The organism is Puniceicoccaceae bacterium (assembly GCA_040224245.1).
Classification (GTDB): Bacteria; Verrucomicrobiota; Verrucomicrobiia; order Opitutales; family JAFGAQ01; genus JAKSBQ01.
Genome location: JBEGIR010000091.1, coordinates 20,314 through 29,594 on the forward strand (window position 1 = coordinate 20,314; position 9,281 = coordinate 29,594).

9 protein-coding genes are annotated in these 9,281 nt (G+C 54.4%); 3 read left to right on the forward strand and 6 right to left on the reverse strand.

The window, feature by feature from the left end; translation table 11 throughout:
* Positions 1-165 precede the first annotated feature (165 nt).
* Positions 166-2,697 (forward strand): DUF3656 domain-containing protein, encoded by a 2,532-nt coding sequence (locus ABQ298_15490; GenBank protein MEQ9825788.1) that lies wholly within the window; start codon positions 166-168, stop codon positions 2,695-2,697.
* A gap of 301 nt (positions 2,698-2,998) precedes the next feature.
* Here the strand turns inward: ABQ298_15490 and nth are convergent, their stop codons facing one another.
* Positions 2,999-3,652 carry an endonuclease III gene (nth, locus tag ABQ298_15495; protein ID MEQ9825789.1) on the reverse strand — a complete coding sequence of 218 codons (654 nt, stop codon included), beginning with the start codon at positions 3,650-3,652 and terminating at the stop codon, positions 2,999-3,001.
* Between the two features lie 300 nt (positions 3,653-3,952).
* On the opposite strand from nth, the gene ABQ298_15500 reads away from it, so the two are divergent.
* Both ABQ298_15500 and ABQ298_15505 read left to right on the forward strand, forming a co-directional pair.
* Positions 3,953-4,861, forward strand: a complete 909-nt coding sequence (locus tag ABQ298_15500; GenBank protein ID MEQ9825790.1) for a DMT family transporter — start codon at positions 3,953-3,955, stop codon at positions 4,859-4,861.
* Between the two features lie 2 nt (positions 4,862-4,863).
* Positions 4,864-5,367, forward strand: a complete 504-nt coding sequence (locus ABQ298_15505; protein MEQ9825791.1) for a magnesium-dependent phosphatase-1 — start codon at positions 4,864-4,866, stop codon at positions 5,365-5,367.
* A 30-nt stretch (positions 5,368-5,397) separates the two neighbouring features.
* On the opposite strand, the gene ABQ298_15510 is transcribed toward ABQ298_15505, so the two are convergent.
* The 5 genes from ABQ298_15510 to ABQ298_15530 all read right to left on the reverse strand — a co-directional run bounded on the left by ABQ298_15510 (position 5,398) and on the right by ABQ298_15530 (position 9,252).
* On the reverse strand, positions 5,398-6,462 hold the full coding sequence (locus ABQ298_15510) for a S1C family serine protease (GenBank protein ID MEQ9825792.1): 1,065 nt from the start codon (positions 6,460-6,462) through the stop codon (positions 5,398-5,400).
* Positions 6,463-6,572: 110 nt separating this feature from the next.
* Positions 6,573-7,133, reverse strand: a complete 561-nt coding sequence (locus ABQ298_15515; protein ID MEQ9825793.1) for a hypothetical protein — start codon at positions 7,131-7,133, stop codon at positions 6,573-6,575.
* Positions 7,134-7,142: 9 nt separating this feature from the next.
* Positions 7,143-7,808: a sigma-70 family RNA polymerase sigma factor gene (locus tag ABQ298_15520; GenBank protein ID MEQ9825794.1), complete on the reverse strand. Its 666-nt coding sequence runs from the start codon at positions 7,806-7,808 to the stop codon at positions 7,143-7,145.
* 1 nt (position 7,809) lies between these two features.
* Positions 7,810-8,832 carry a polyprenyl synthetase family protein gene (locus ABQ298_15525; protein ID MEQ9825795.1) on the reverse strand — a complete coding sequence of 341 codons (1,023 nt, stop codon included), beginning with the start codon at positions 8,830-8,832 and terminating at the stop codon, positions 7,810-7,812.
* Positions 8,833-8,913: 81 nt separating this feature from the next.
* Entirely contained in the window at positions 8,914-9,252 is a 339-nt protein-coding gene (locus ABQ298_15530) for an iron-sulfur cluster assembly accessory protein (GenBank protein ID MEQ9825796.1), read from the reverse strand.
* Between the last annotated feature and the right edge of the window lie 29 nt (positions 9,253-9,281).

Genomic DNA, 9,281 nt, shown 5'->3' on the forward strand with positions numbered 1-9,281 from the left:
TGTTGTTGTTCGTTAGGAAAACACCTCGGTGGCATTTCCCTGATGTTGATGCTGTCGAGTTTGCCAGATGGATGTTACCGTTGTGTTACGACTCGGACACCGTTTGTGGAAATTTGACGCTGATATGGAGATTGAAAATTCAGTGTATTCAGTCTCACTGAACTCATGCCCAAATACATTCCCAAACGCATCCGTCTCGAGCTGCCGGATCGACCGCTTACGGTCGAAAAGCCGGAATTGATGGCTCCAGCCGGAGATTGGGATTGTGTATGTGCAGCGGTCGAAAACGGGGCCGACGCGGTTTATTTCGGACTGGATCGCTTCAACGCTCGCATGCGAGCCAACAATTTTACACGCAGAGACTTGCCCGAATTGATGGCGTATCTGCATCACCGAGGGGTGAAGGGTTACCTCACCTTCAATACGCTCGTCTTTACGGACGAACTGGCTGACGCCACCCAGTTTCTCAAGAGCGTGATCGCATCGGGTGTCGATGCCGCCATTGTTCAGGATGTGGGGATTTGCCAGCTGATTCGCCAGCTTTCTTCCGATTTTCCTATTCATGCTTCCACGCAAATGAGCATCAGCAGTGAGGCCGGGGTGCACTTTGCGCACGAACTGGGAGCCAGTGTTGCGGTGCTTGCCCGCGAGTGTTCCCTGCCAGAGATTGCTTCGATTCGGGAGAAATGCGAAGCCAGTGGACTGCGGATGCCCATTGAAATTTTTGTTCATGGCGCTCTGTGCGTCGCCTATTCCGGGCAGTGTCTGACGAGTGAATCCCTTGGTGGACGTTCGGCAAACCGGGGTGAATGTGCGCAGGCCTGTCGACTGCCTTACGATCTGATTGCGGATGGAGCCTTGGTACCGCTTGGCGACAAGCGGTATTTGCTCAGCCCGCAGGATCTTGCTGGTGTGGATCTGATCCCCGACATTATTCGTGCGGGAGTGCAAACGTTGAAGATCGAAGGTCGACTGAAAAATCCGGAGTATGTGGCGGCGGTCACACGAGTGTACCGCAAGGCACTCGATAGCGCATGGCAGCAGCTTGCGGAACAGTCTCCGCCGGTCACAATTGCTTCGGAAGATCGCTATGCACTTGAAATGACGTTTTCCCGCGGACTTGACACTGGCTGGCTGGAAGGCATCAACAACCAGCGTCTGGTGCATGCGCGCTTTGGCAAAAAACGGGGAGTGCGAATCGGCGTGGTGCGCGAGATCACACGCAGTGGAGTGTGCGTCACTGCCGACGCAGACGTAAAACCGGGAGACGGAATTGTCTTCGATGCGGGAAACCCCGACGTTCGGGAGCAGGGCGGACGCATCAGTCGGGTGGATTCCCGTCAGGACTTCCTGCACATCGAATTTTTCAACGATGCGGTCAATTTGAGTCAGGTGCAAGTTGGCCAACTGATCTGGAAGACCTCAGACCCCGCGCTTGAGCGCGAGATTCGCAAGTCCTATGAAGTGGAACAACCCAACTACCGGCGCCCGATACAGGCGACTGTGAGCGGAAGGCCCGGATCACCCCTTCAGCTCGAATTTCGCGACGAGTCGGGAGTTGGGGTAACGGTTCCTTCAGCACAGGTGCTGGTCGAAGCGACGCAGCACTCTCTCGATGCCGAATCCCTGCGTAAGCAGCTGGGGCGGCTTGGCGGCACCCCCTATGTACTGGAGACGTTGGAAGTGAAACTCGAGGGCAACTGCATGCTCCCGATGTCGGCACTCAATCAACTGCGTCGGGATGCTGTGGAACGGTTGGATGTGCAGCGTCGCAAACCCCGGGAATGGAAACTCGATCACAGCTTTTCCTTGCCACTTCAATCTGAAAGTCGTTGGGAATCGTCCATCACGCCGGGTTTCATTCCCTACGCCCGCACATGGGAGCAACTGGAGGCCATTCTTTCCCTTCACCGCTATCCGGAAATCTATCTCGAACTCGAAAATCCACGTGATTATGCCAAAGCGGTTCAGTTTGTGCGGGAACAGTCAGTATGCCGTCCATCCACCCAACTGTGGGTAGCCCCTCCCCGCATGTTCAAGGAAGGGGAGGACTGGATTATCGAAAAACTGTTACAGAGCGACGCACAGGGTTACCTCGTGCGCAATCACGAGCACCTGCGCGCGCTGCAGGGACATCGCATTCGTGGGGATTTTTCCCTCAATGTGGCCAATCCACTGTCGGCCGATTGGTTTATCCGGCGCTGGAAGCTGGATCGCCTTACGGCATCGTACGATCTCAATCACCTGCAATTGCTCGACTTGCTTCGCCACAGCCCGGTGAACCGGTTTGAAATCACGTTGCACCAGCACATGCCGATGTTTCACATGGAGCACTGTGTCTTCTGCGCGTTCCTCACGAATGGTAAGGATTTTCGGGACTGTGGGCGGCCCTGCGATACGCGCCAAGTCGTGTTGCGCGACCGTGTGGGCATGTCCCATCCGCTCAAGGCAGACGCAGGTTGTCGCAATACACTCTTCAACGCCAAGGCTCAGTCGGGCGCCGATTACCTGCACGATTTTATTGAAGCTGGAGTCAGGGCCTTTCGTATCGAGTTTCTCAACGAGAGTGCAGACGAGGTTGTGCGCACACTGGATCACTACGAACGTCTGTTGCGCAGGGAGATCAACGCGGACCAGATCTGGAAGGATCTCAAACTGATCAATCAGCTTGGTGTGACGCGTGGCACCTTGAAGTGAGGCCGTCTCAGCCGACCGCGCGTCCAAACGGCCTGCGGTGAACGCAGGCCCTATGAATTCTGTATACCGGGTCCAACAGATCCGAGAGGGATTGGAAAGAATCCGTTCCTGCCGCAACGTTCCCGAACGTCAACGCACTCTCGTAGGGCCTTCGCTTGTCGGAGGCCGTCTCAGCCGTACGTGCGTCCAAACGGCCTGCGATGAACGCAGGCCCTACGAATTGCTGCTGACCCTACGTCCAGGAGTCCTCTTTCAATCTCCTGACCCATGGACACGCCCGCGGTCTGCACCGCTTCCCCCTTCACGGCTTCTTCGCCTGAAAGGGTGTCACTCGATCTGGAAACAAGGTGCGGCAAAGTTCGCACCGCAGGCGATTGCAGCCACGTGCCTGACAAATCTCACGTCCGTAATAAATGATTTGCAAGTGCAGCTTGTTCCAGGTTTCAGGGGGATAGAGTCGTTTGAGGTCCTGCTCGGTTTGCACCACATTTTTTCCATTGGTGAGCCCCCACACCTGCGCGAGTCTGTGGATGTGGGTGTCTACGGGAAATGCAGGCACGCCAAAGGCCTGGATCATCACCACAGAAGCGGTCTTGTGTCCGACACCCGGCAGTGCTTCGAGCGCAGCCAAGTCAGCCGGTACCTGCCCATCATGCATCGCAATCAGCTGGGCGGAGAGGTTCCAGATGTTTTTGGATTTGGCTGGTGAGAGTCCGCAGGGACGGATGATTTCCCGGATTTCCTCAATGCTCAATTGCACCATGGCATGCGGATCGCTCGCACGTGCAAAGAGTTGGGGTGTTACCTGATTCACGCGTTCATCGGTACACTGTGCCGAGAGCAGAACTGCGATCAACAGGGTATAGGCATCGCTGTGATGCAGCGGAACGGGTGGGTCGGGGAAGAGCTGATGGAGACGGTCAAAGACCAGGGCGGCGCGCTCGGAACGGGTCATGGCATGAGTGATGATGAACATCACTATCGGGTGCGGTCACTACGGGTCGCAAGGAAAATCCGGCGGATCCAATAGGGACCCTTTCTGGATGGGCGGCTTGCGACAAGCGCAAGCCCTACGTAAGGAACCCACTGTGAAGGATCACAATCCGTAGGGCCTGCGTTCACCGCAGGCCGCATGCGACAAGGCCCCGCCCTTCGGTGGAGAGGGAGGGAAAGGGGTCAATGCAACTGCGTCTATCCTGTCTTTACGATTGAATGCTCCGAACGGCTCGTATCTGATTTGCGGCAGCTTACCTGTATGATTCCTGCCTTTCTGACCACGCTGCTCTTTTCGATCTCTGCGATTTCGGCCAATCGTTCGATTACCCAACTGGGCAGCAACCTTGCGAACGTCAGTCGCCTGTCACTGGCGGCAATCCTGTTGGGAATCATCGCATGGATCATGGGAGATTTCCCGGGTTCCCGCGTCTTCTGGATTTTTTTCATCAGCGGCGTCATCGGTTTTGGATTTGGGGATATCGGTGTGTTCTATGCGCTGCCGCGCCTGGGATCGCGCCTGTGCATTCTCTACACTCAATGTGTCGCTGCACCGATCGCTGGTCTGATCGAATGGTTGTGGCTGGGAACCTCGCTGAGTTCATTGCAGATTGTATGGGCACTGATCACGTTGGTTGGTGTCACCATCGCGCTGGATCCGTTCCGGGCAAAAAATTTCAACCGGGAACAATGGCTCAGCGGCACCCTTTTTGGACTGCTTGCAGCCTTCGGCCAGGGTGCTGGAGCAGTTGTCAGCCGCTACGGCTATGATGTAGCGGCAGCGCAGTCCGAATCCATTGCCCCAATGACGGCAGCATTTTTCCGGGTCATCGGAGGAGTTATGATTGCAGTGATTGCGGTCTGGGTGCTGGTGCCGCGCAAGGGGCATCCGAATGCACCGAAACGATCTGCTCCGCGCTGGACCCGGTGGGTTGTGATTTTCATTGTGCTCAATGCACTTTCAGGTCCGGTGCTAGGCGTGAGTTGTTATCAGTGGGCACTTGCGGTTCGCCCGAGTTTTGTGGTTCTGCCCATCGTCGCACTTGCTCCCATCGTGGTGATTCCGCTGAGCATGATCTTTGAGAACGACCGTCCCTCTGCACTTTCACTGGTAGGAGCACTCATAGCGGTAGGAGCGGCGATCATGCTCTCGCTGGCCACACTTTCATGATCATGAAGGACTATGCTTTGATGCAAACAGGTGCTCCAGGACTTGTTGCATTTGATCTCGATTTCACGCTGTGGGATGCGGGAGGACTTTGGTGTGATTGTACGACACCGCCTTATCACCGCAATGGACAAGGCCAGGTATTCGACGACGCGGGGCGTCAGATCAAGCTCTATCCCGATGTAATGTCGATCCTCAATCAACTACAAAAGCTTGGCATTCCTGTTGCACTGGCATCCCGCACCGAACAACCTGGCTGGGCAAACGAACTGACCCATCTGCTCGGCATGGATCCATTCGTGCAGTATCGGGAGATTTACCCAGGACGCAAAACCCGACACCTGTCGCAAATCTCTGCGGACTCAGGAGTTGCGTTGAGGGACATTGTGTTCTTTGACGACGAGCACCGCAACATCCACGACACTCAAAGCATGGGAGTGAAGGCGATCCATGTAACTGCAGGTTTGCAGTGGACAGAATTCACCGAGGCAACGGGTATTCCCGCTTGAGCGTGCCGCCTGTGCGGAGTCTCGTGATGGTCAGGATTCGTTATCCCGGGATTCTTCCTCTTCCGCCGGAGGTGCTGCATCTTCATCAGAGAGTTTGCGCAGTTCTTCAGGTGGCACAGCGGCTACTTTGAGACTGAATTCGCGCTCCTCAGAACCACGCAGTACCTTCACCCGAATGAAACGTCCCACCCGTGCAAAAAAGCGTGCATTTCGCACATCACTTGGAGTCCGGATCTGAAACTCCCCAATTTCCAGCAAGCGGTCACCTGCTGCGATGCCGACATCCTCAGCGGGTCCACCGGGAACCACCTCGTCAACGACTACGCGTGATCCCTGAACCACTTCGGTTGTTTCGCGACCTTCAATTCCGAACCAGCTGTAAACGACTTCCCCGGCAAACATCAGGTCATCCCGGATGCGAAAGAGTGCGCGTGTTGGCAGGATGTAGGAAGAGGGGATATCCAGCAGGGTCAGTACATTCATCCCCACCAGTCTTCCATTTAGGTCGAGCACCGGAGTGCCGCCTTCACCGAGACCAAAAAAAATGTTGGTGCGCAGGTGAGTGGTTTGAAACGCAACGCGATACACGCTGCTTTCGTAGCCAGTTACCATTCCAAAAGAGGGGGTTGGATTAAACTCCAGCGGCAGCGAAATCCCCATCACCATGGAAGCGATGGGAGGCTGTTCATTTGAATCATCCAAGCGGATGAAGGAAAAATTCTGAGGCAGAATCTCTGCCTTAATCAAGGCAACATTGTTGCGTCGGTCATCTCCCAGCACCACAGCGGGGTACGCCACGCGGTCGTGTTCGATCCAGATCTGGTTTGCCTCATAAACGACGCTGCGCGTGGTGAGAATATGCCCCAGACGACTGACAAAAAAGCCGGTCGCAACACGAATATCCTGTGTCTGCTGACCCTCCTCATCTTCCCGCTCGTAGAGTGCATTGATGCGCACGACGGAGTTCTTGTGCTCGTTGTAGATATCAATCAGCCGATTTTGAAGCACCTGGAAATCCGCCTGTGCACATGCACAGGAGACCCACCCGGAAATCAGGAGCATCCAGCTGGATCGGAGCGTGAAACGACTGGTCATGATAGCGGATTCAAAAACAGCAACAGCGGAATGACGAGCGGAATTGTTCAGAAAAACAAACGGCACTGCATTGGAACTGCAGTGCCGACAAAAAATCGATGAAAGCGGGATCAGTAGCTCAGATTGACTGGCATCACACCCGTTTCACCGGGCAGCAACTTCACTCGATCACTGACGTAGGTGCGATTGGATTGCTTCCACGCTTCGTCTCCAACAGCCCAGACATCACTTTCAAAGCGATAGGCGGAAGGATCCACAGCGTAGGAGTCCACCACAAAGCGCATGCTGTCTGCTTTTTGCTTGCGCATTGCAAGCTCACGGGTGGTCTCCGCCACACGCTCATTCAGATCTTTGCGCGCCTGTGCTTCATCTGTTGCCGATTGTGCCACAACCTGAAATGACGGCTCATGCGTCTGCTGTTCAGCGTAGTAGCTCTGCACTCCCAAAAAGGCGGGAACGGCACACAGCGCAAATGCTGAGGCAAAGGCGAGTTGCTGCAACCCCCGACGCTCCCACAGCAGTCTCCATACAGATGGATCTTCCTTCACGAGCGCTTCCATGGACTTGCGACGCAAGCCCTGATCAAATTTTTCCCAGAACTCGGGTTCCGGCTTCTCAAACGTTTTGAGCTTTAAAAGGTCTTCGAGTTCTACTTTGGGTTTCTGATCCATAAACAACAATCAATCGACAAAATCTTTGAGGTACAACTTCAGCTGCTGCTTGGCATAATGTAAACGAGAACGAACCGTACCCACAGAACACTTAAGGATTTCCGCAATCTGCTCATGACTCATTCCTTCAATTTCAAACAGAACCACCACACTACGATGTTTAAGAGACAACTTCTGCAGCGCTTCGTTCAATTTTTCGTGCAATTCCTTGAGCAGGGTTGCTTTCTCGGTCTTGGTTTTTGAAGCCACTGCCTCAAAAATATCAGATTGCGAAGCTTCGTTATCGAGGTTGTCGAAGCTGAGATACTTGCGATTGCGGTATTTTTTGAGGTGGCTGAGCGTATTGTTGACCGCAATCCGGTAAATCCAGGTATAAAACGAGGAATTGCCGCGAAAGCGATTGATCGACTGAAAAGCCTTGATGAAGGCCTCCTGTGTAAGATCCAGCGCATCCTCCCGGTTGGAAGTCAAATTGTAGACCACGGAGTACAGGCGTTCGCGATAACGGTGTACCAAAATATCGTAGGCGGCAACATCCCCGTTTTGCACGCGTTCAACCAATAAGCGATCCGCCTCCTTTTGAGTAAGGCTGGCATCCTCAGCCATGGTTGCAGCTATGGTCTTTGCAGTCTGCATCTCTCCTCCAACCACCAGTGTGTTTGTGAGAAGGGACATATCAAGTTAAAATGCGAATTTGACCGCTGACAAACCCAAGCAATTCACGCAATCGCTGACTTGCGGGAAGGTTCGCAAACGGTTCGATGGCATGTTCCCCAATGGCGATCTGCCGGTTGAAATGCTGCAGGATGGATTCCTTAATCTGGTAGCGCTCCATAAGTGATTCGAGCCTTTGGACGGGAACGTTTTCCGAATCGTTCAATTCTGCTACGAGTTTCTTCACCTCGCTATCGGGCATGGCTTCAAAGAGCAGGATCAGGGGAAGCGTATACTTTCCTTTGAGGATATCGGTGTGAAGGGTTTTGCCCATGCGGGCCTCACTGGCCACAATATCCGCAACATCGTCAAAAATCTGGTATGCCGTGCCCAGGGCATTGCCGAAGATCGCACAGGCATTTGCAAAATCGAGGTCATATCCCCCGATCTTGGCCCCAAGGTAACAGGCAACGCGAAACAGTTCCGCAGTCTTCATCTCAATGGATCGATAGTAGTCCGCCTGTGTCGTGTTCACATCGCCGCGCTGAAAGGTTTGATGAATCTCTCCCGCACAGACTGTGCGCGTGCTCGTTGCGACCTCACGGCAAACTTCAACCGTTGGGAATTCCGCTGCCAGGCGCAGGGCATGGGAAAACAGGGCATCTCCCAGCAACACGGCAACTGCCGAACCATATTTTTCCACCACCGAGGGGCGACCGTGGCGAATGGCGGCCTGATCGAGGATATCGTCGTGCACGAGTGTTGCCATGTGCACGAGTTCGATCACCGCCCCCAGTTTGATCAGGTCCGGCTCCAGGCGTGCCGACTCCTGATATCCGGAAAAAAAGACCAGAACCGGGCGAATGCGCTTCCCGCCCTTTACCAGGCAATACTCAATCAGATCCTGAATCTCAGGTTCGAAATCGGATACCTGATCGTCGATGAACTGATTGATAGCCTCCAGATACGATTCCGCATGCTGTCGGATGACGGCAAAATCCGTCATCACGCTTCCGGCGGTAGCTGTTTGCGGCGAGTCACTCATGGTAGATGAAAAATCAAGTTAGCGATCTGAAAGCAAGGGATCGATCCCAAAAAGAGAGGAATGTTCGCCCAGCTGATGGGGTCAGACACTGAAACTCTCACCGCAGCTGCAACTGGCCTTTGCGTTGGGATTGGTGAACTTGAACCCACCCGCCATCAGGTTGTCGGAATAGTCAATGACCGTTCCCCGCAAATACAGCGCGCTTCGGGTGTCCACCACCACTCGCACTCCCGCACTCAGCACCTCGATATCTGCTGAGCTGCAGGTATCCACAAACTTCAGTCGATAACTCAATCCATTGCACCCGCCACCCGTGATCGAAATCCGCAACAGTTTTCCCACGGAATCGGCCTCCATGAGCTTTGAACACTTCGCCCCGGCGGACTCCGTCAGTCGCACCAGTCGCTCATCCCCCCGCATGGGGGTTCCGGTGGGTGCAGTTTTCTCTG